Source organism: Micromonospora sp. NPDC049081 (genome assembly GCF_040648835.1).
Lineage (GTDB): Bacteria > Actinomycetota > Actinomycetes > Mycobacteriales > Micromonosporaceae > Micromonospora > Micromonospora antibiotica.
Map to the genome: position 1 here is coordinate 411,532 of NZ_JBEZEK010000002.1, position 20,857 is coordinate 432,388.

General features: G+C 75.3%; 15 protein-coding genes. 9 read left to right on the plus strand and 6 right to left on the minus strand.

The features are described from left to right. The first annotated feature begins 139 nt into the window (after nucleotides 1–139). The 5 genes from AB0B63_RS05690 (at nucleotide 140) to AB0B63_RS05710 (ending at nucleotide 7,599) form a co-directional block, all read left to right on the plus strand. Nucleotides 140–970: a patatin-like phospholipase family protein gene (locus tag AB0B63_RS05690; protein ID WP_357015161.1), complete on the plus strand. Its 831-nt coding sequence runs from the start codon at nucleotides 140–142 to the stop codon at nucleotides 968–970. After that, the gene (locus tag AB0B63_RS05695; RefSeq protein WP_357014855.1) at nucleotides 970–1,989 is read left to right on the plus strand and encodes a 1-acyl-sn-glycerol-3-phosphate acyltransferase; all 1,020 of its coding nucleotides are present in this window, start codon (nucleotides 970–972) and stop codon (nucleotides 1,987–1,989) included. The genes AB0B63_RS05690 and AB0B63_RS05695 overlap by 1 nt, the downstream gene beginning before the upstream one ends. A 52-nt stretch (nucleotides 1,990–2,041) precedes the next feature. Continuing rightward, nucleotides 2,042–2,362: a divalent-cation tolerance protein CutA gene (gene cutA, locus AB0B63_RS05700; protein WP_208568358.1), complete on the plus strand. Its 321-nt coding sequence runs from the start codon at nucleotides 2,042–2,044 to the stop codon at nucleotides 2,360–2,362. A 48-nt stretch (nucleotides 2,363–2,410) separates the two neighbouring features. After that, on the plus strand, nucleotides 2,411–6,328 hold the full coding sequence (locus tag AB0B63_RS05705) for a hypothetical protein (protein WP_357014857.1): 3,918 nt from the start codon (nucleotides 2,411–2,413) through the stop codon (nucleotides 6,326–6,328). A gap of 119 nt (nucleotides 6,329–6,447) precedes the next feature. Continuing rightward, the gene (locus AB0B63_RS05710; RefSeq protein ID WP_357014860.1) at nucleotides 6,448–7,599 is read left to right on the plus strand and encodes an FHA domain-containing protein; all 1,152 of its coding nucleotides are present in this window, start codon (nucleotides 6,448–6,450) and stop codon (nucleotides 7,597–7,599) included. 148 nt (nucleotides 7,600–7,747) lie between these two features. Here AB0B63_RS05710 and rocD read toward each other — a convergent pair whose 3' ends face one another. The 3 genes from rocD to AB0B63_RS05725 form a co-directional block, all read right to left on the minus strand. Further along, complete coding sequence (gene rocD, locus AB0B63_RS05715) at nucleotides 7,748–8,962, minus strand: ornithine--oxo-acid transaminase (RefSeq protein WP_357014863.1); 1,215 nt, start codon at nucleotides 8,960–8,962, stop codon at nucleotides 7,748–7,750. Beyond that, on the minus strand, nucleotides 8,959–9,774 hold the full coding sequence (gene ddaH / locus AB0B63_RS05720; protein ID WP_208568495.1) for a dimethylargininase: 816 nt from the start codon (nucleotides 9,772–9,774) through the stop codon (nucleotides 8,959–8,961). Before ddaH ends, rocD begins: the two co-directional genes overlap by 4 nt. Nucleotides 9,775–10,127: 353 nt before the next feature. After that, a complete protein-coding gene (locus tag AB0B63_RS05725) occupies nucleotides 10,128–11,027 on the minus strand; it encodes a thrombospondin (protein WP_357014865.1) in 900 nt (299 codons plus the stop codon). 291 nt (nucleotides 11,028–11,318) lie between these two features. On the opposite strand from AB0B63_RS05725, the gene AB0B63_RS05730 reads away from it, so the two are divergent. Continuing rightward, nucleotides 11,319–12,125, plus strand: coding sequence for a DNA-formamidopyrimidine glycosylase family protein (locus AB0B63_RS05730; protein WP_357014867.1), 807 nt, complete (start codon nucleotides 11,319–11,321; stop codon nucleotides 12,123–12,125). Between the two features lie 13 nt (nucleotides 12,126–12,138). Here the strand turns inward: AB0B63_RS05730 and AB0B63_RS05735 are convergent, their stop codons facing one another. The 3 genes from AB0B63_RS05735 to AB0B63_RS05745 all read right to left on the minus strand — a co-directional run bounded on the left by AB0B63_RS05735 (nucleotide 12,139) and on the right by AB0B63_RS05745 (nucleotide 15,699). After that, nucleotides 12,139–13,005 (minus strand): aminoglycoside phosphotransferase family protein, encoded by an 867-nt coding sequence (locus AB0B63_RS05735; protein WP_357014869.1) that lies wholly within the window; start codon nucleotides 13,003–13,005, stop codon nucleotides 12,139–12,141. Nucleotides 13,006–13,149: 144 nt separating this feature from the next. Next, nucleotides 13,150–14,520, minus strand: coding sequence for an FAD-dependent oxidoreductase (locus tag AB0B63_RS05740; RefSeq protein WP_357014872.1), 1,371 nt, complete (start codon nucleotides 14,518–14,520; stop codon nucleotides 13,150–13,152). Between the two features lie 39 nt (nucleotides 14,521–14,559). Beyond that, on the minus strand, nucleotides 14,560–15,699 hold the full coding sequence (locus AB0B63_RS05745) for a glutamate--cysteine ligase (RefSeq protein WP_357014875.1): 1,140 nt from the start codon (nucleotides 15,697–15,699) through the stop codon (nucleotides 14,560–14,562). Between the two features lie 204 nt (nucleotides 15,700–15,903). Here AB0B63_RS05745 and lysX point away from each other — a divergent pair, with 204 nt between their 5' ends. From lysX to AB0B63_RS05760, 3 genes are read left to right on the plus strand one after another with little or no spacing between them, the layout of a single operon-like run. Beyond that, nucleotides 15,904–19,266: a bifunctional lysylphosphatidylglycerol synthetase/lysine--tRNA ligase LysX gene (lysX, locus tag AB0B63_RS05750; RefSeq protein WP_357014877.1), complete on the plus strand. Its 3,363-nt coding sequence runs from the start codon at nucleotides 15,904–15,906 to the stop codon at nucleotides 19,264–19,266. After that, nucleotides 19,263–19,967 (plus strand): DUF998 domain-containing protein, encoded by a 705-nt coding sequence (locus tag AB0B63_RS05755; protein WP_357014879.1) that lies wholly within the window; start codon nucleotides 19,263–19,265, stop codon nucleotides 19,965–19,967. The genes lysX and AB0B63_RS05755 overlap by 4 nt, the downstream gene beginning before the upstream one ends. After that, nucleotides 19,964–20,848, plus strand: a complete 885-nt coding sequence (locus AB0B63_RS05760; RefSeq protein WP_357014882.1) for an alpha/beta hydrolase — start codon at nucleotides 19,964–19,966, stop codon at nucleotides 20,846–20,848. The genes AB0B63_RS05755 and AB0B63_RS05760 overlap by 4 nt, the downstream gene beginning before the upstream one ends. Nucleotides 20,849–20,857: the final 9 nt, after the last annotated feature.

The following is a 20,857-nucleotide window of genomic DNA, read 5'->3' on the forward strand; positions in this document are numbered from 1 at the left end:
TCCCCCCTGTCAACGGTTGTCCATTTGTCCGGTGACCCTCCGCAGTGGCGGTTTCGCCCACCGCCACCGGTTCCCGATCGACGCCGGTGACCAGCGGCTGCGCCGCAGGCACGGGCGGTGGCGTGCCAGGATGAACGACATGAGTGGCGGTCCGGTGGCGTTCGTGCTCGGCGGCGGGGGAGTGCTCGGCGCGGTCGAGGTGGGCATGCTGCGTGCCCTGTTCCGGGCCCGGATCCGCCCCGACGTCGTCCTCGGCACCTCGATCGGCGCGGTCAACGGCGCGTTGGTCGCCGCCGACCCGTCCGAGGCGGTCACCGACCGGCTGGTCCGGCTGTGGGCGTCCCCGGAGGCGAGCGAGGTGTACGGCGACTCGGTCGCCCGGCAACTGCGCCGCTTCGCCGCCCGTACCCACCTGCACTCGCCCCGGCCGCTGCGCAAGCTGCTGGAGGGGGAGCTGGGCGCGGACACCACCTTCGCCGACCTGAAGGTGCCGTTCCGCTGCTGCGCGGCCAACATCGAGCGGGCCGCCGAACACTGGTTCCACACCGGACCGCTGGTGCCGGCGGTGCTCGCCTCCGCCTCCGTACCGGGGCTGCTGCCGCCGGCACAGATCGACGGCCAGCATTACATTGACGGCGGGATCGTCAACTCCATCCCGATCGGCGAGGCGGTCGCGGTCGGCGCGACGCAGATCTTCGTCCTCCAGGTGGGGCGGATCGAGCGGGAGCTGACGCCGCCCCGCCGACCGTGGGAGATCGCCCAGGTCGCATTCGAGATCGCCCGCCGGCACCGGTTCGCCCGGGAGATGGCGGCCCTGCCCGAGGGGGTGCAGGTGCACGTGCTGCCGACCGGCGGGCTGGAACCACGCGACGACAGCCCGTGGGCGTACCGGGACATGGCGGCGGTGGGTCGGCGGATCAGCCGCGCCTACACCGCCTCCCGGCACTACCTGGCGAGCCTGGACCGCTGATGCCGCTGCCCCCTCGGTGGGTACGCCGGCTGTTGTTCGCACCCGGGGTGATCCTGCTCGCGGTCACGGTGCTGACCACGGTGCCGGTCTGGGCGCTGCTCGCGCTGGCCGCGTCGCCGTTCGTGCCGGGCCGGTTGCGCCCGCTGCGGCTGCTCTGGATCGGGTGCGTCTACCTGGTCTGGGACGCCGCCGCACTGGTCGCCCTCTTCGTGCTGTGGCTGGCCTCCGGATTCGGCCGGTGGAAGCGCACGCCGTCCTTCCAGCGGGCACACTACGTGCTCGCCGGCTGGTTCCTGCGGGTGCTGTTCTGGCAGGCCCGGTGGACGCTGCGGCTGAGCATCGACGTGGTCGGCACCGACCCGGACACCGCCCTGCCGGGCCGGCCGGAGCTCGTGCTCTGCCGGCACGCCGGCCCGGGTGACTCGTTCATCCTGATCCACTCCCTGGTCAACTGGTTCCGGCGGGAGCCCCGGATCGTGCTCAAGGAGGCGCTCCAGTGGGACCCGGCGATCGACGTGCTGCTCAACCGCCTGCCCAACCGGTTCATCGCCGCCGGTGACGGCCGGGACGCGGCGGTCCGGCAGATCGGCCACCTCGCCACCGGACTGGACGACGACGACGCCTTCGTGATCTTCCCGGAGGGCGGCAACTTCACCCCCGGCCGACGCGTACGGGCCATCGACCGGCTCCGCGCGCTCGGGCTGGAGCGGATGGCGGTGCGCGCCGAGCGGATGCAGCACGTGCTCGCCCCGCAGCCCGGCGGGGTGCTCGCCGCCCTGGACGCCGCACCCGAGGCCGGCGTGATCTTCGTGGCGCACACCGGCCTGGACCGGATGCTCACCGTCGCCGACGTGTGGCGGGAGCTGCCCATGGACAAACGGATCGTGATGCGGTTCTGGTCGGTGCCGCCCGAGGACGTCCCGACCGGCCGGCAGGAGCGGATCGACTGGCTCTTCGACTGGTGGGACCGGATCGACAGGTGGATCGCCGCCAACCGGGACGGCGTGACCGCTGGATGAACGCACCGTGACGGTCGACCGGTTCGCCGCCGATCCCACGTAGGGTGCGCAGGTGGACCAGATCTGCGTGGTGACGACGGTGGTGGACTCGCGCTCCGTCGCGGACCTGATGGCGGCTGCCGCGGTGGCCGGGCGGCTGGCCGCCTGCGCCCAGGTCGGCGGCCAGGTCGACAGCACGTACTGGTGGCGGGCCGGGGTGGAGACCAGCACCGAATGGTCGGTGCAGTTCAAGACCGCCCCGGACCGGGCCACCGCGCTGGTCGGCCAGATCCGGGCCAACCATCCCTACGAGGTGCCCGAGATCCTGGTCACCCGGGTGGACAGCGGCGACCCGGCGTACGCGCTCTGGGTGCACGAGAACACCCGTACCTAGGTACGGGCACTCTGGCCAGGGGTTGCCGCCCACCGGCAGGATGGCCGGGTGCAGAACACCGGTTACCCCTGCCCCCGCTGCGGTGCGCCCGCCGAACTGACCCGCGGGTGCGTCGGTTGCGGGTTCGGGCCGTACCCGCCCGCCGCCGAGGTGGTCCGGCTGGACCGGGAGATCGTTTCGCTCGGCCGGGAGGTGGAGCGGGCCCGGGAGGCGTACCAGGGGCTCGGCGCGCGCCTGCTCGCGGCGCAGCGCCAGCGGGCGGAACTGGCGGCCCGGATCCGCCGGGAGATCCCCGCGCCGGTCCCGGTCGGTGCGGCGGTCCGCGTACCCGCGCCGGCCGGACGTCCCGTTCCGCCGGCCGTTCGTCCGGCAGGCCACCCGGTCGTCCCGGCCGCGCGCCCGGTCGTCCCGGTGCGTCCCGGCGGTGTCGTCGGGTCCGGCGGGTCCGTGCCGCCGGCCGGGTTCGGACCCCCACCCGTGGGTACGCCGGGCCGCCCGGAGACCTCGACCCGGACGATCCAGTGGCTGCTGTTCGTCCTCGGTGGCCTGCTGCTGGGCACGGCGGCGGTGGTCTTCACCGCGGTCGCCTGGGCGGCGGTGGGGGTGGCGGGCCGGGCGCTGATCCTGGCCGGGTTCACCGCGCTCGCCCTGGCGGTGCCGTTGGTGGCGAAGTGGCGCGGCCTGCGCGGCACCGCCGAGACGTTCGCGGCGGTGGGCCTGCTGCTGGTGGTCCTCGACGGGTACGCCGCCTGGTCGGTGAACCTGCTCGGCACCGCCGACTGGTCGGGCACCCGGTACGCCGCCCTGGTCACCGGGCTCAGCGCGGCGGTCGCCACCGGGTACGCCCTGCTCAGCCGGCTCACCGTGCCGTGGTTCGCGGCGCTGTTCGTCGTCCAGCCGGTGCTGCCGCTGGCGGTGGCGCAGTCCCGGCCCGAGGCCACCGGTTGGACGCTGACGTTCCTGGGGGTGGCGCTGCTCGACCTCGCGGTGGTGGTCGCGCTGCGCCGCCGCTCGCCGGCCCCGCTCGCCGTTCCGACCGGCCCGGTCCCGACCGGCGCGGCTCCGCTCGCCGTTCCGACCGGCCCGGTTCCGACCGGCCCGGTCCCGGCGGCCACCGGGTCGGCAGCGAACCGCCCGGTGCCGGCCGGGCCTGATCCCGCCGCTCCGCCACTGGCCGGAGCGGTGCCACCCGGGGCGGCTCCGGCCGCTGCGGGTCCCGGGGAAGCGGTGGTGGTGCCCGCCGGGGGGGCGGGCGCCACCACCGTCCCGGCGGACGGGGGACCGGCGGCCGGCGGGGGGCCGGTCGCCGGACCGCCCGGTTCCACCGCTGTGCTCGCCGGCCGGGTGCTCGGTTGGCTCGGCTTCGGTGCCGCGACGACGGTCGCCGCGAGCTGCGCGCTGGTGCCGCTGGTGCTCGGCCGGGCCGGCGGTCAGCCGCTGCTGGCCGGCCTGCCGATGCTGCTCGTCGGCCTGGTCCTGGCCGGTGCGGCCCGGGTCGCGGGTGCCGGGGTGTTCCGCCAGCTCACCACCGGGCTGCTGGTGCCGTTGCTCGCCGTCGCGGTGCTGCGGCCGGTGGCCGAACTGCGGGCCGGGTTCCTGCTGCTCGCCGTCGGCCTGGTGGCGGCCGCTCTGGCCGGTGGCGTGAGGCTGCTGCCGCAGCGGCACCGCACCGGCCCCCGGGTCGGCGCGCTGCTGGTGGCGGCCGGTGCGGCCCAGGTCACCGTGCTCGCCACCGGTTCCCTCGCGGCGCTCGCGGTGGGCCGGTCGCTGCCCGCCTGGCAGGGGGCCGCCGCGGGTCCCGCTCTCGCGTGGGGCTGGCAGCTCCCGCTCACCGCCCTGCTCACCGTCGGCGCCGGCCTCCTGCTGCTGTCGAGGACGGCCCGTCCGGTGATCGTGCTACTGGGCGTGGTGGTCACCGCCGCCGCGCTGCCGGCGGTGACCACCACACCGTGGCCGGCCACCCTCGCGGTCGACCTGGTCGTCGGGGCGGCACTGCTGCCGGTGGCGGTGCTGCGGTGCCGTCGTGCCGCGACGGTGCTCGTCGGTGCGGCCGGTGCCGCCGTGCTGCTCGGGCACGGCCTGCTGGTGGCGGCGGCCGAACCGGTGGGGCTGCTGGCGGCACTCGGGGTGGTGCTGGTCGTCGGGCTGGCGGTGGCGCTGTCCCCCCGCCCGGGGAACGCCGTCGCGGCCCGGGTCGCCGGGGTCGCCCTGACGGTCGCCCTGCTCACCGTGCCGGCCGGCGCTGCGGTCGCGCTGCGGGCCGCCGGGTCGCCGGCCTGGTGGCAGCTGCGGGTCGGGTTCGCCGCCGCCGTGCTGCTGCTGGTCCCGCTGCTCGCGCTCCGTCGTCGCCGCCCCGACCTCGACGGGTACGCCGGCACCGCGCTCGCCGTGGCGCTGGCCGCCGTGGTCACGCCGACCGTCGTACCGGGTGGGGAGTCGTCGGCCCTCTATGCCGCGGCGGCGCTCGGCGTGCTGGTGCTGGCCGAACGGCGTACCGCTGCGGTGACGACCGGCCGGGTGGTCGGCGTCGGCCTGGCCGGGCTGGCCCTGGTCGCCGCCGCTCCGATGACCCTCACCGCGCTGGTCGCCCCCTACGGTGACCCGGTCCGACCCTGGTCGGGGGCGCCGACCGGGGACGGCCCGTCGGGTGCCCCGGCGGTCGGTGTGGCGCTGCTGGTCCTCGCCCTCACCGCCGCGCTGTTCGTCCACCGGTACACCGGCCGCCGGTCCGGGTCGGCCGTGGCCGCGCTGCCGTTCGGGGCGGCGGCGCTGCCCGTGCTGCTGCTCGTCGGCCCCGCACCCTGGCCGGTGGTGCCGGCGGTGGTCCTGCTCGTCGGCAGCGCGGCGCTGCTCACCGCCGCGCTCGCCGGCCCGGTTCGGACCGCCGCCGTCGCCACGGCCACCCCGCCTGCGGCGGTCCCGGGTGGGCCCGGTCCCGGCGCGGCACCGACTGCGGGTGGGCCACCGGTGGACCACCGGCGTGGCGGGGAACTGCTGGTGCCGGTCACCACCCCGATCGGTCTGCTGTGGACGTTCTTCGGCCTGGTCGGGCTGCTCGCCACCCGGGCCGGTACGTTGGCCGCGCTGGCCCTGCTGGTGATCGTGACGGCGGTGATCGGTGCGGTCGGCAGGCGGCCCGGGGTACGGCTGCTCGGCTGCCTGACCACGGTCGCGGCGGCCACCTCCTTCGCGTTGACCGCGCCCCTGGCCGCCGGCCTGCCGACCCGGACGGCCGGGTTCCCGGTGCTCGTGGTGGCGGTGGCGGTGCTGCTCGGCGCACCCCTGCTGGCCCGGCGCGGGTCGCTCACCGTACGGGCGTTGGAGGCCGCCGCGCTGGCGGTGGCCGTGCTCGCCCTGCTGCTCACCGTCGGTGCGATCCGACACGCGGCGGTGATCTGCGTGCTCTGGGGGGCCGCCGTGGCGCTGCGGGTGCTGTACCCGGGGCAGTCGGCCGGCCAACGGTGGGTCTTCGGGGCGGTGGCCGGTGGCAGTGAACTGCTCGGCGCGTGGCTGCTGCTGATCAGCGGCGAGGTGGTGCTGCTGGAGGCGTACACCCTGCCGGTGGCCGGGCTGACGTTGGTGGCCGGCCTGCTGGCGCTGCGCAGCCGGCCCGGGTTGACCAGTTGGCTGGCCCTCGGCCCCGGGCTCGCCGCCGCTCTGCTGCCCAGCCTGGTGTCGGTGCTGGTGGCGGCGGACCCGCAGCCCTGGCGGCGGCTGCTGCTGGGCGGTGCCGCGCTGGGCGTGGTGCTGGTCGGCGCGGTCCGGCGCTGGCAGGCGCCGGTGGTGCTCGGCGGCGGCAGCCTCGTCCTGCTCGCGCTGCACGAACTGGTCCGGGGCTGGGACCTGCTGCCCCGCTGGATCTACCTGGCCGTCGGCGGGCTGGCGTTGATCACGCTCGCGGCCACCTACGAGCGGCGTCGGCGGGATGTGAGCCGGCTGCGGGCGGCGGTGGGCCGGATGGGCTGAGCCGCCCACCGGTAGGGTCGTGCCAAGGCAGCGCCTGCGCACCGCCGAGCCGGCGCGCAGGTGCCGACCGGGCCGGCGGTGGCGGCCCGGCAGAGCGACGAGATCCTCCGGAGCGCGCGATGAGATTCGAGATCAGCAAGGTGCTGGACGCCATCGAGGGGCGGGTCTGCACCGATCCGTCCCTGGCCCGAGCGGTGCTGGACCTGGCCGAGGTGATCCGCTACCAGGATCTCGACGGTGGTCGTCCGGCCAGCCTGCTGCGGCTCGGCATGGTGATCGACGCGCTCTCCCGCGAGCTGGCCGAGGACAGCGTCCCGGTCTATGCGATCGTGCACCGGGCGCTGCTCTCCGACGCCGACCTCACCTCCAACGAGCGGATGGTGGTCCGCCGGTGGGCCGACGACGGCCTGGTCGAGGTGCTCGACAACCCGGGTGACCGGATGCTGGAGGTGGCCGACCTGCTCGGCCTGCCGGTGGTCAGCCGGGTCCGGTTCGACGGGCTACGCGGCCGGTTCCCGTGGCTGGTGGAACAGCCGGGGCGGGTGGTCGCCCCGGTGCCCGGTGCCGGCGGCCCGGCCTTCGTCGCGCACGTCGGCGGCGGGCACACCCCGGTCGAGGGGGACCGTTCCCCGGTCGGTGGGCAGTTGCTGGCCCGACAGTGGCGGTGCCCGGAACCGGGCTGCGCGCTCTTCGGCGGCGGTGGGGGCGGCGGGGCGTTCGCCGACCTGGCCCGGGTGGACCGTGCCCCGGCCGGCCAGCCGCCGCCGGCCCTGCGGCAGGGTGTGCCGACCTGCCCCCGGCACGGTGCCCGGCTCTCCGACGCCGGGCCGCGCCCGCGCAGCGAGGTGCTGGCGATCCGGATCGGTGGCCTGATCCGTCGCCGCTTCGTCCTTACCGAGGACCAGCCGGTGACGGTCGGCCGGGCACCCGAGGAGCCCGGTGGCGTGATGCTCGGCCAGTGGCTCAACGACGAGACGCGACGGTGGATCAGCCGGGCACACGTCCGGTTCGAGCTGCGGGTCGGCGAGGTGATCGTCACCGACGTGAGCACCAACGGCTCCGGCATCCGGCCGAACGGCTCGATGGCCGAGGCGGAGCGGGTCCCGCTGGCACCGAAGCAGTCCCGGGTGCTCGGCGGCGCGGACATGGTGGAGCTGTACCCGGGGGTGCAGGTCGGTCGGGCCCGGGAACTGCCCACCGGCGCGGCGTTCACCCCGACCTCGGTGATGGCCGAGGCACCCACCATGGCGATGCGGCTGCCCCGCAACTGACCGGTGTCGCCCTGACCGGCCGGTCGCGCAGACCGGCCGGTCGTCGGCTCACATGCCACCGGCGGGCCGCCACGGTGACCGGTGTGCCGCCACGGCAAGGTGTGCCACCACGGGGGCGTCGACCCGACACCCGCCGTGGGTACGCGGCTCAGCCGGCCAGCACCGCGGCGAGCTGCGCCACCGCGTGGTCGATCTCGTCGGCGGTGATCACCAACGGCGGGGCCAGCCGGATCGTCGAGCCGTGGGTGTCCTTGGCGAGCACGCCCCGCTCCATCAGCCGCTCACACGCCTGCCGGCCGGTCATCAGCGTAGGGTCGATGTCCACCCCGGCCCACAGCCCACGCACCCGTACCGCCACCAGACCCTTGCCGAGCAGCCCCTCCAGCCCGGCCCGCAGCCGTTCGCCCAGCTCGGTGGAGCGGCGCTGGAAGTCGCCGGTGGCCAGCAGCCGGACCACCTCGGTGGCGACCGCGCAGGCGAGCGGGTTGCCGCCGAAGGTCGAGCCGTGCTGGCCCGGCTTGAGCACCCCGAGCACGTCCGCGTTCCCGGCCACCGCGGAGACCGGCACGATGCCGCCGCCGAGCGCCTTGCCCAGCAGGTACAGGTCCGGCACGACACCCTCGTGCTCGCAGGCGAAGGTGCGCCCGGTGCGACCCAGACCGGACTGGATCTCGTCGGCGACGAACAGCACGTTGCGGTCGGTACAGACCCGACGTACGCCCGGCAGGTAACCGTCCGGCGGCAGCACCACGCCCTGCTCGCCCTGGATCGGCTCCAGCAGCACCGCGACGGTGTTCTCGTCGATCGCCGCCTCCAACGCCGCCAGGTCGCCGTAGGGCACCACGGTGAACCCGGGCGTGTACGGCCCGAAGTCGGCGCGGGCGTCGTCGTCGGTGGAGAAACTGACGATGGTGGTGGTCCGGCCGTGGAAGTTCCCGTCGGCCACGATGATGTTGGCCTGCCCCGGGGCGACCCCCTTGACCTGGTAGCCCCACTTGCGGGCCACCTTGATGCCGGTCTCCACCGCCTCGGCGCCGGTGTTCATCGGCAGCACCAGGTCCTTGCCGCAGAGCGCGGCCAGCTCCCGGCAGAAGTCGGCGAACTGGTCGTGGATGAACGCCCGGCTGGTGAGGGTGAGCCGGTCGAGCTGCTCGTGGGCGGCCCGGATCAGGGTGGGGTGCCGGTGGCCGAAGTTCAGCGCCGAATAGCCGGCCAGGCAGTCCAGGTAGCGACGGCCGTCCACGTCGGTGAGCCAGGCGCCCTCGGCGGAGGAGATCACCACCGGCAGCGGGTGGTAGTTGTGCGCGGTGTACCGCTCCGCGTCCCGGACGGCGGACGGGGTCCGCAGCATGTCCTCGATCACTGGCTCGCCTTTCCCTGACGGAGTCGCAACGTGCAGCACTTCGGTCCGCCGCCGGCCTTGCGCAGCTCGGACAGGTCGACACCGATGGTCTGGTAACCCCGGTCGCGCAGCTTGGCGGCCAGCCCGGTGGCCTGGGCGGGCAGCACCACATGCCGGCCGTCGCCGACCGCGTTGAGGCCGAGCACCTCGGCGTCGGCCATGGTGGCGTGGACGGCGTCCGGGAAGAGCCGGCGCAGCACCGCCCGGCTGCCGGGGGAGAACGCCTCCGGCAGGTACGCCACGGTCCGCTCGTCGAGCACGGTCAGCGCGGTGTCCAGGTGGTAGAAGCGCGGGTCGACCAGTTGCAGGGTGACCACCGGGTGACCGAAGACCTCCTGCAACTGGGCGTGTGAGGCGTGCGCGGTGCGGAACCCGGTGCCGGCGAGCAGGTGGTCGCCGACCAGCAGCACGTCCCCCTCGCCCTCGTTGACGTGCTTCGGGTCGTACACCTCGAAGCCGGCGGCCTCGAACCAGGCCCGGTAGGCGGGGGCCTCGTCGGCGCGCTGCGGGTCGCGGAACTGCACCGCCATCGCCCGGTCCCCGATGACCGTGCCACCGTTGGCGGCGAAGACCATGTCGGGCAGGCCGGCGACCGGGTCGATCAACTCGACGGTGTGGCCGAGGTCGAGGTAGGTGCGGCGCAGCTGCTCCCACTGCCGGATCGCCAGCGCGGTGTCGACCGGTGCGGTCGGGTCCATCCACGGGTTGATGGCGTAGTCGACGGCGAAGTACGTCGGCCGGCACATCAGGAAGCGCTGGCTGGTGGCGTCCATCGTCATTGTCCTGCTCCTGGGGTCGGGCGCGCCCGGCCTCCGTGGCCCACGGGCTGGCGCCGTGGCTCAACGGTATGTGCCCCGGGGGTGCGGCAACCACCGCCGAGACTTGCGTACGACAGCGGTTCGTTGCGTGTGGTCCGACCGCGACGGCGATCCGTTGCGTGGCAGCGCACAGCGAAGGGGCCGTCACCCCGGCGGGAGTGACGGCCCCTGTGCGCATCGGTGGCGGCGAACCGCTGCCCCCGAACGAGTGGGTGCCCGGCTGGTGAACCACCAGACTGGTCGGGCGGTGCCGGCGAACCGGCTGGTCCAACGTCGCCGGCGAACCGCCGGCGAGATCAAATGTGCCCTCAGAACCGGTCCACAAACTGTGAGTCAAGCCACTCCCGGAACCGGGCCACCCAGTCGCCGTCGGTGGTCGGCCAGTCGAACTGGCCGGTGAAGGCGAGCACGCCCAGCACCACCGCGGCCAGGCCGACCAACACGCCGACCAGCGCGTCCGTCGTGCCGGCCACGTGCCGACGGCGGGTCGCGATCAGGCCCAGCACCGAGAAGACCGCGCCGACCGCGCCGAGCGCGATGCCGTACCCGGCCAGGGAACCGGTGAGCACGAACGCCGCGCCCACCACCGACACGATCAGACCGAGGGTGGCGAGCAGGCTCGTCCTCGGCTTCGGACCGGCCACCACCGGCGGCTCCGGGCGGACCTCGTCGGCGGCCACCCGGTCCCGGTCGGTGGTCGGGGTGGGGACGCCGGCCGGTGCGGCGGGTGCCGTCCGGTCGGCGGGCGTCGTCCGGTCCCGGTCGGTCGGGCGGTCCGCGTCCACCGGGCGCGGCGCGGTGCGTACCGGGCCGGCGTCGGCGACCCGGATCGGGTCGGTCGGCGTCCGGGGCTCCTCATCGACCGTGCCGGGTCGGGCGGCGGCGCTGCGGCTGCCGTCGACGGCGCTGCGGGCGGTCGCCGCCCGCGCCAGCGCGCCGCGCTCGGCCGCCCGCCGCTCCGCATCCGGGTCGGGCCCGCCCGCGTCGACGCGGCCGTCGACGCCACGCCGGGTGGCGTCCGCACGCTCGGCGCTGCGTCGTGCCACGTCGGCGTCGCGCTCACCGTCGGTGGCCAGCGACCCGCTGCGGTACGTCGCCCGCTCGGCGTCCCGGTCCGTCACCACCGGCTGGTCGTCGCGCGCGTCGACCACCCCGTCACCGTTGCTGTCCTGCGCCGTACGACGACGCAGGAGCGAAGGAACGTTCACCACCACACCTCCTTGTCGATGCGTGGAGCCCTCGGAAGGGTCGGTGGCCGCCACGCGGGAACGACCTGGATGTACCCCGCACGTCCATCGACCACACACCACCGCGCCGGACCGGGCCGTGTCATGTCGGCCGACCGGGCCGTGCCGAGCCGTGTCGGGCTGGGCCGTGCCGGGCTTGGGCCGTGTCGGGCTGGGCTTGGACCGTGCCGTGCCGTGCTGGGCCGGGGCGGTGCGGGCCGGGGCGGGCACCGGCGTCGGTGGGGTACGGGCGCCTGACTACCCTTGGTGCCCGTGCCAGAGGGACACACCATCCACCGGCTGGCGGCCCGGCACGCCGAGCTGTTCGCCGGCGACAAGGTCACCGCCGGCAGCCCGCAGGGCCGCTTCGCCGACGGTGCCGCCCTGATCTCCGGCACCGTCCTGCACGGCACCGAGGCGTACGGCAAGCACCTGCTGCACCACCACGCCGACGAGCGCACCCTGCACGTCCACCTGGGCCTGTACGGCAGGTTCACCGACGGTGACGGCGAGCCGCCCGTACCGGTGGGGCAGGTCCGGTTGCGGCTGGCCAGCGACCGGCACTGGCTCGACCTGCGCGGACCCGCCGCCTGTGAACTGCTCACCCCGCCCGAGGTGGCGGCGTTGCGCGGCCGGCTCGGCCCGGACCCGCTGCGCGCCGACGCCGACCCCGACCGGGCGTACGCCCGGATCGGCCGCAGCCCGACCCCGCTGGCCGCGCTGCTGCTCGACCAGTCGGTGGTCGCCGGCACCGGGCTGATCTTCGTGACCGAGGCGCTGTTCCGGGCCGGGCTGCGGCCGACGCTGCCCGGCCGGCAGCTCACCCCGGCCGGCTGGGCGGCGCTCTGGGCCGACCTGGTGGCGCTGATGACCCTGGCGGTGACGCGCGGCCGGATCGACACCGTCCGCGACGCCCACCTGCCCGAGGCGATGGGCCGCCCCGCCCGGGTCGACCGGCACGGCGGCGAGGTGTACGTCTACCGCCGCGACGGCACCCCGTGTCACGTCTGCGGCGGCCCGGTCAGTCGGGGCGGGCTGGCCGGCCGCAACCTCTACTGGTGCGCCACCTGTCAACCCTGAGTACGGGCGACGCCTACGTGCCGTCGACCAGCCAGCGGGCCACCTCGACCTGGTTGGTGAAGACCGTCTCGCCGTCCAGGCTCCAGGCGAGGCAGTGCGCGATGGTCCAGCCGACCACCCGGTCCCGGTCGAGGCCGAGCGCGCCGGTGACCCGGTCCAGCCGACGCCGTACCGCCTCGGGGGAGTGCCCCAGCTCGACGCCGCGCACGATCGGCACCACCGCGAACTCCCGCTCGCCCAGCAGCGGCTTCGGGTCGATCACCAGCCACGGTTCCCGGGTGGCCCGCAGCACGTTGCCGGCGTGCAGGTCCTGATTGACCAGCACCTGCTCGCCCTGGCTGTCGACCAGCCGGTCGAGCTGGTCGAGCGCTGCGTCGACCAGCCGCCGCTCGTAGGGCCGGCCGGCCCGGTCCCACTTCTCCGGCAGCCGGTGCCGCCAGCCGGTCGCCTCCTCGGCGAGCGGGATGAACGGCCCGGCCACCCGCCGCCACAACCGGGGCAGCAGGCCGGCCACCACGTCCACCGCCTCGTCGGCGGGCAGCTCGTGCAGCGGTGAGCCGGGCCGGCACCGCTCCACCAGCAGCGCCCGCCGCTGCGGGTCGTGGGCGAGCAGCCGGACCGCCGCCTCGCCGTCCCAGTGCGCCAACGCGTCGGCCTCGTGCCGGCTGTCCGGGTCCGGGTACTGCAACTTCAGCACCGCCGGGGTGCCGTCGGGCAGGTCGGCGGGCATCGCCAGCGAGGCGAACGCGTACGGGAAGGGCGGGCCGAGCCGCAGCGACCACTGTTGCGCGCACTCGTCCCGCCACCGGGCCAGCGTGGCCAGCCACTCCCGCCCCTCCGGCGTCTGCCGCACCCACGACAACCCCGCCGGAATCTCCACCCGCCCATTGTGCGGATCGGGGAGAGTTGTCGCTGCCCTGGCGACAACTCTCCACAATGTTCCGCCGTGCTGTGCGGCACGCCGCTGCGGGACGGAGGAGTAGTGCGGCGGGGTGGTCGGCGTGGGTGCGGTACGTGGGGGGCTTCAGCGGTCGAGGGCGTCGACGGCCTTGCGGGCGGCGATCAGCACCGGGTCCCAGACCGGCGCGTACGGCGGGGCGTAGCCGAGGTCGAGGGCGGTCATCTCGTCCACCGTCATCTCGTTCCACAGCGCCACAGCCAGCGCGTCGATCCGCTTCGCCGCCTCGGAACGGCCGACGATCTGTGCGCCGAGCAGCCGACCGGTGGGCCGTTCGGCGATCAGCTTGACCGTCATCGCCTGGGCCCCCGGGTAGTAACCGGCCCGGTTCGTCGACTCGGCGATCACCGAGACGAACGCGAACCCGGCCGCCGTGGCGTCCCGCTCCCGCAGCCCGGTACGCCCCACCTCCAGGTCGCACACCTTCGTCACGGCGGTGCCGATCACCCCGGGGAAGGTGGCGTACCCGCCGCCGATGTTGATCCCGGCGACCCGGCCCTGCTTGTTGGCGTGGGTACCGAGCGGGATGTGCACCGACATGCCGGTGACCCGGTGCAGGGTCTCCACGCAGTCGCCGGCCGCCCAGACGCCGGGCACCCCGGCGACCCGCATCCGCCGGTCCACCCGTACCCCGCCGGTGGGGCCGAGCGGGAAACCGGCGGCGGCGGCGAGCGCCGTGTTGGGGCGTACGCCCAGGCCGAGAACCACGACGTCGGCCGGCACCGGGCCGGCGGAGGTGACCACCGCGGACACCCGGCCGTCGCGCTGCTCGACCCCGCTGACCGTGACACCGGTACGGATCTCGACGCCCAGCCCGCGCATCGCCTCGGCGACCAGCCCGGCCATGTCCTCGTCGACGGTGGCCATCGGTTGCTCGCCCCGCTCGACCAGGGTGACGGCGAGCCCGCGTTGGATCAGCGCCTCGGCCATCTCCACCCCGATGTAGCCGCCGCCGACCACCACCGCCCGGGTCGGCGTCGGGTCGGCGTCCAGCCAGGCCCGCAGCGCCGCCGCGTCGTCCAGGGTCTGGATGCCGAAGATGCCGTCGACGTCGTCGTCCGCCCAGTCGGGCAGGTTCGGGACGGAGCCGGTGGCGTACACCAGGGTGTCGAACGGTTCGCGGACCTCGCCGCCGTCGTCGAGCCGGCGGGCGGTGACCTCCCTGCGGTCGAGGTCGATGCCGGTGACCTCGGTACGCAGCCGTACGTCGATGGCGAAGTCGTCGCGGAAGGTGGCCGGATCGCGGGCGATCAACGCGTCCCGCTCCTGCACCAGTCCACTGATCCAGTACGGGATGCCGCACGCCGAGTACGACGTGAAATGCCCCCGCTCGAACGCCACGATCTCCAGGTCGTCGACGCCGCGGCGGCGGCGGGCCTGGGAGGCCGCCGCCATCCCGGCGGCGTCCCCACCGACGACGATCAGCCGCTCCGTCACGACGCCCAGTCTTCCACGCGCCGGCCGCCCCCGGGCCGGTCAGCCACGGGTCTGCCGGGCGACCTCGGTGACCACGTCCTCCAGCCGGCCCGACCGGGCGAACACGGCCCGCTGCCGGGCCGCCCCGGTGCCGTGCCGGCGCAGCGTGGCCAGCAGCTCGGTCACCTCGGCCAGGTCGTCGTGCGCCTCCAGGGCCGGGCGGACCCGCTCGACGAGCCGGTCGACCAGTTCCCAGGCCGGGCGCAGCTCACCGTTGGTCAGGTCGACGCCGTCGCCCTCCAACCCGTCGTGGGCGGCCCGCCAGTGCGCGGCCACCAGCAGGTGGTGGTCGGTGTTCACCGACGGGCGGCCCGCCGCCACGTCGTCCATGGCGGTGGCGACCAGCGCCCGGACCAGCCCCGCCACCAGCACCGCGTCGTCGACCGACGGGCAGACGTCACCGATGCGGACCTCCACCGTCGGGTACTTCGCCGACAGCCGGGCGTACCAGTAGAGCATCCCCTCGTCGAGCATCACCCCGCTGGCGATCAACTGCCGGATCAGCCGCTCGTAGTGCTCGTACGACTCCAGGTAGGGGGTGGGCGCGACCGACGGCCAGCGTTCCCACTCGACGGAACGCCAGCTCGCGTAGCCGGTGTCGACCCCCTCGGAGAAGGGCGAGTTGGTGGTCATCGCGTGCAGCACCGGCAGCCACGGCCGGATGTGATTGAGCACCTGCACACCGGTGTCCGGGTCCGGGACACCCACGTGCACGTGCATGCCGTTGTTGCCGGGGCCGGGCACCAGCAGCCGGAACCGTTCGATCATCCGGTCGAAGCGGGGCTTGTCCACCACCGGCGGCACCGGTCCCGCCACCGGGCCGGTGCCGATGGCCAGCACCCGGACGCCGGCCCGCTCGGCGGCGTCGGCCAACGCGCCGCGCAGCACACCCAGCGAGTGCCGGATCGAGCCCAGGTCCAACCCGGGTGGGCTGCCGATCTCGATCTGGCTGGTCTGGAACTCCCGCTCCACCTGCCCGCGCAGCTCGGCCGGCACCTGCGCCATGACCAGGTCGACGGCGGGCACCGCGGCACCGGTGTGCGGATCGACCAGGAGGAACTCCTCCTCCACGCCCACCGTCAGCCGGTCGGGCCCGGTCCGCTCCGGAGCCACCGCCCCGGCCGCCACCCCACTGGTCATCGCCATCACCGTCCGTCCCGTCCCGCCGCGGCGGGTTCGCCACGGTGCTGTCCGGCCCATTACCCGCAGTGTCCGGCGGAGAAAACGCGACACGGCGCGTCGTCGCGTCGGATGCTTACCATGACCCGGTCCCGCCGACCGGTGCCGTGCCGCACCCCCGCCCCGACCTGGAGCGGGCCGGGGCGGGAACGTGAGGGAGGTCAGGTGACCCCGACGACGGTGCCCCAGTCGGCGCCCCCGACCCCGGCGCGGCGGCCCGGCCACCCGCCCCGGCCGGCCGGGCGGGACTGGCGGCGGCAGGTGCCCCGGATGTTCGCGGCGCTGCTGTGGTTCATCGCCGCGATCTGCGCGCTGGCGGCGGTGAGCAGCGCGGCCAACGCCGAGTTCCAGCCGGTCCGGACTACCATCGACACGCTGCTGGTGCCGGCGCCGGCCAACCTGGCGTACGCGGTGTTCCTCGGCACCCTCGCCGCGGCGGTGCTGCGCCGTAAGCGGCTGGCGTACTGGGTGCTGGTCGTCTACTTCATCCTCAGCCTGGTCGTCGGGGTGCTGACCGGCCTGGTGCTGGTGACCGTCGGCGCGGACCAGCTCACCGACGACGCCGGCCGGCGGCTGTTCACCCTGATCGACGCCGTCGGTGTCTGGGTGGGCATCGGGTTCGCCGCCGCCGCCCTGACCCTGCTGCTGACCGCCCGGCGGGAGTTCTACGCCCGGGTCCGCAGCGGCAGCACCCGCCGCGCCCTCGGGGTGTTCTTCGGTCTCGCCGCGGCTGCCGTCGGGCTCGGTTACCTGCTGCTCACCGCCGTGCCCGGCAGCCTGCGCAGCTTGCTGGACCGGGTCGGGTACGCCATCGAGAAGGTCTTCGGCGGGGCGATCACCCTGGACGTCACCCGGCAGGGCCAGGCCCCCGGCTGGGTCAACCTGCTGCTCGGCGGGATGGGCGCGGTCGCCTTCCTGGCCGGCCTGTTCACCCTGCTGCGTTCCCAGCGCGCCGCCGCCGTGCTGCACCCCGACGAGGAGCAGCGGATCCGGGAACTGCTGGCCCGCTACGGCGACCGGGACTCGCTCGGCTACTTCGCCACCCGACGGGACAAGGCGGCGATCTTCTCAGCCAGCGGGAAGGCGGCGCTGACCTACCGGGTGGTCAACGGGGTGAGCCTGGCCAGCGGCGACCCGGTCGGCGACCCGGAGGCGTGGGGTCCGGCCATCACCGCCTGGCTGGACCAGGCCCGGGAGTACGCCTGGACCCCGGCGGTGATGGGGGCCAGCGAGGCCGGCGCGCGGGCCTACCACCGGCACGGGTTGAAGGTGCTGCAACTGGGCGACGAGGCGATCCTGCTGGCCCGGGAGTTCGACCTGGGCGGGCGGGACATGCGCCCGGTCCGGCAGGCGGTGCACCGGGTCGAGCGGGCCGGTCACACCGCGCTGGTCCGCCGGCACCACGAGATCCCGCCGGACGAGCTGGCCGACCTCGCCGCCCTGGCCACCCGCTGGCGGGACACCGAGCACGAGCGCGGCTTCTCGATGGCGCTGGGCCGGCTCGGTGACCCGGCCGACGGTGACTGCGTGCTGGTGGAGGCCCGCGACGGCACCGGCCGGGTGCGGGCGCTGCTGTCGTTGAGCCCGTGGGGCACCGACGGCCTGTCGCTGGACCTGATGCGTCGGGACCGCACCGCCGAGAACGGGGTCACCGAGTTCATGGTGGCCGCGCTGCTCGGTGCGGCCCCCCGGCTGGGTGTCGAGCGGGTGTCGCTGAACTTCGCCGTGTTCCGGTCGGTGTTCGAGCAGGGCGCCCGGATCGGCGCCGGCCCGGTGATCCGGCTGTGGCGGCGTACGCTGCTGTTCTTCTCCCGCTGGTGGCAGTTGGAGTCGCTGTACCTGTCCAATGCCAAGTACCAGCCGCACTGGACGCCCCGCTACCTGTGCTTCGGCGAGCGGCGGGAGTTGGCCCGGGTGGGGTTGGCCGCCGCCGTCGCGGAGGGCTTCGTGGCGTTGCCCGGCGGCCGGCCGTCCCCGCTGTACGGGGCACCCCCGGCCGGTGGCGGGGTGGGGTTCGTGCCGCCGGACGCGGTCACGGTGCACGCGGTCAGCCCCGAACCGGCCCGCGAGCAGCAGCCCGAGCAGGTGCGGGTCCGGCGGGCGAAGCTGGACCGGCTACGGGCGCAGGGCGTCGAGGCGTACCCGGTGGGGTGGCCGCGTACCGACGGGTGTGCGGCGGTGCGGGCGCGGCACGCCGGGCTGGCCCCGGACACCGGCACCGGGGAGACCGTGTCGGTGGCCGGGCGGGTGCTGCTGGTCCGCGACCACGGCCGGGTCTGCTTCGTCACCATCCGGGACGGCAGTGGCGACCTGCAACTGGTGCTGGAGAAGGAGCTGCCCCGGTGGCGGGCCACCGTCGACATCGGCGACCACGTCGGCGCGACCGGCGAGGTGTACGCCACCCGGCGCGGCGAGGTGTCGGTCCGGGTGGCCGACTGGCAGCTCACCGCCAAGTGCCTGCGCCCGCTGCCCGACAAGCACCACGGCCTGGCCGACCCGGAGGCGCGGGTCCGCCGCCGCTACCTGGACCTGGCGACCAGCCCGCAGGCCCGGGAGCTGCTGCGGGCCCGCAGCGCCACCCTCACCAGCCTGCGCCGGACCCTGGTGGACCGGGACTTCCTGGAGGTGGAGACGCCGATCCTGCAACGGGTGCACGGCGGAGCGAACGCCCGCCCGTTCGTCACCCACAGCAACGCCTACGACCTGCGGTTGACCCTGCGGATCGCCCCGGAGCTGTACCTCAAGCGGCTCGCCGTGGGCGGCGTCGAGCGGGTGTACGAGCTGGGCCGGGTGTTCCGCAACGAAGGTGTCGACTTCAGCCACAACCCGGAGTTCACCGTGCTGGAGGCGTACCAGGCGTACGCCGACTACCACGACATGCGGGAGCTGGCCAGGGAGCTGATCGTCGCGGCGGCGGTGGCGGTGCACGGGGCTCCACTGGCCCGTCGACCGGGCACCGGTGAGCTGATCGACATCGGCGGGCCGTGGCCGGTCCACACGGTGCACGGGGCGGTCTCCGCCGCGCTGGGCGAGGAGGTGACCGTCGACACCGACGTCGCCACCCTGCGCCGGCTCGCCGACACGGCCCAGGTGCCGTACGACCCGGGGTGGGAGCGCGCCGAGCTGCTGCTGGAGCTGTACGAGCGGCTGGTCGAGGCGCGTACCGACGTGCCCACGTTCTACCTGGACTTCCCGACCGACGTGTCGCCGTTGACCCGGCAGCACCGGTCCGATCCCCGGTTGGCCGAGCGGTGGGACCTGGTGGCGTTCGGGATGGAGCTGGGCACCGCGTACTCGGAGCTGGTCGACCCGACCGAGCAGCGGCGGCGGTTGACCGCCCAGTCGTTGAAGGCGGCCGGTGGTGACCCGGAGGCGATGGAGCTGGACGAGGACTTCCTCACCGCCCTGGAGTACGCGATGCCGCCGACCGGTGGCCTGGGGTTGGGCGTGGACCGGTTGGTGATGTTGCTGACCGGCCGGTCCATCCGGGAGACCCTGCCGTTCCCGATGGTCCGCGAGTCCTCGTGAACCGCCCCCACCGTGACCCGGACCCGGCGGCCCGCCGTGGGGGCGGCGGGCACCGGATCGCCCGGACCGGGGCGGCGGTGGCGCTGGTGGTGGCGGCGGTCTGTTACGCCTCCTGGCTGCTCGCCCCGGTGCTCAACCCGGGGCTGCGGCCGGTGCAGAGCTACCTGAGTGAACTGGCCGCCCGGGACCAGCCGTACCACCTGGTCTTCCAGCTCGGCGACGTGACGACCGGGCTGTGCGCGACGGCGGCCGGGTTGCTGCTGGCCCGGGTGGTCCGGGAGGTGCCCCGGCCGGCCTGGTGGGGGCTGCTGGTGTTCGGTGTCGCCACCGCCGTCGACGGAGGGTACACCTCGATGGACTGCGCCCCCTCGATCGACGACCGCTGCGCCCGGCTGGAGGAGGCGGGCGAGTTGTCCTGGCGGCACCAGGCCCACACGGTCACCTCGTCGGTGGCGGTGGCCGGCGCACTGCTCAGCCTGGTGGCGGTCCTCGCCGTGCTGCGGGGCCCGGTCCGCCGCCGGGCCGGGCTGGTGGTGGCGGTGGTGCTGGCGGTCGGCACGGTCGGCACGCTGGTCGCCACCCTGCACCCCGAGTGGGGGTTGGGCCTGTGGCAGCGGGTCCAGCTCACCGGGCTGTCCGGCTGGCTGCTGCTCACCGCCGCCGTCGCCCGCCGGGGCCCCGGCCCGGAGCGCCCCCGGTGACCGGCCCGCCTGCCCCCGATCGGCCTGCCCCCGATCGGCCTGCCCCCGACCGGCCCACCGCCGACGACGCGGCGGCTACCGGTCGGGCCGGCGGGCCGGGGGTGCTGCTCTGCCCGGGGATGGGGGAGGGGGCGGCGACCTGGGACCGGATGGTGCCGCCGCTGACCGCCGCCGGCTGCCGGGTGCGCCGGCTGGACCGGCCGGACGACACCCGGGTGCCCACCCTCACCGCCGAACTGGCCCGCCTCGACGCGGCGCTGACCGGGCTGGACCGGCCGGTGCTGGTGGCGCACTCGGCGGCGGCGTTGCCCGCCGAGGCGTACGCCCGGCGGCATCCGGGGCGGCTCGCCGGGCTGGTGCTGGTGGACCCGAGCCTGGTGGACCCGGACGGGGCGGCCCGGTGGCGGTGGTGGTCGGCGTGGACGGCCGGCACGGTGGCGGCCGGGGCACCGGTGCTGGCCGGGGCGCTCGACCGGTCCGGTCTGGCCCGCCGGTACGGCCCGGGGGCGTGGCGTCGGGCGGTGCGCCCGATGAGCGTCCGCCCGCCCGACCCGACCGCTGCGGCGGCGTACGGCTGCGGATCGGTGCTGGTCGGGGCGCTGGTGCAGTGGTTGGCGTACCCGGCGGTGGCGGCGGAACTGGTGGCGTTGCGGGCGGTGACGGCGGCACCGACGCTGCCGGTGCAGGTGTTGACCGCGCTCGGCGACGTGCCCACCCCGGCCGGTCGGGCGGCGTGGCGGGCGGGCCATGCGGCGCTGGCGGCGAGCTTCCCCGCCGGCCGGCAGGAGGTGTTGCGGGACGCCCGGCATCTGCTGCACGTGGACCGGCCGGAGACGGTGGTCGAGGCCGTCGCGGCGGTCCGACGTGACAGTGGGTCCTAGGCTGGCGGG

Coding starts and splice junctions, on each gene's coding strand:
- AB0B63_RS05710 (WP_357014860.1), top strand. CDS start 6,448: ATGAGATTCGAGATCAGCAAGGTGCTGGACGCCATCGAGGGGCGGGTC.
- ddaH (WP_208568495.1), bottom strand. CDS start 9,774: ATGGACGCCACCAGCCAGCGCTTCCTGATGTGCCGGCCGACGTACTTC.
- AB0B63_RS05690 (WP_357015161.1), top strand. CDS start 140: ATGAGTGGCGGTCCGGTGGCGTTCGTGCTCGGCGGCGGGGGAGTGCTC.
- AB0B63_RS05695 (WP_357014855.1), top strand. CDS start 970: ATGCCGCTGCCCCCTCGGTGGGTACGCCGGCTGTTGTTCGCACCCGGG.
- AB0B63_RS05745 (WP_357014875.1), bottom strand. CDS start 15,699: ATGACCAGTGGGGTGGCGGCCGGGGCGGTGGCTCCGGAGCGGACCGGG.